Source organism: Microbacterium sp. (genome assembly GCF_031988965.1).
Taxonomy (GTDB): Bacteria; Actinomycetota; Actinomycetes; order Actinomycetales; family Microbacteriaceae; genus Microbacterium.
Map to the genome: position 1 here is coordinate 3926 of NZ_DALZXX010000196.1, position 218 is coordinate 4143.

Annotated in this window: 1 protein-coding gene; it reads left to right on the forward strand. The window is 73.4% G+C overall.

Features of this window, described 5'->3' with window-relative positions:
• On the forward strand, positions 1–218 hold a 218-nt coding region (locus RTM68_RS17345; RefSeq protein WP_312173357.1), incomplete at both ends, for a beta-propeller fold lactonase family protein.

Below are 218 nucleotides of genomic sequence, written 5' to 3' on the forward strand. Positions count from 1 at the left end.
GAGGGCGATGCCGCGGTGCAGGCGTTCGTCCGCTCCGGCGAGTCCGCGCTGCGGCCGCTCGGCGAGCCGGTCGAAGCCGGACAGAACGTGTGCCACGTCGCCGTCGCCCCGCGCGGGGACTTCCTGATCGCCAGCTGCTACGGCGACGGTCGGGTCGTGCGCATCGGGATCGACGCCCAGGGCCGATTGGTGCCGGATGCCGTGAACAAGGCCGCCGA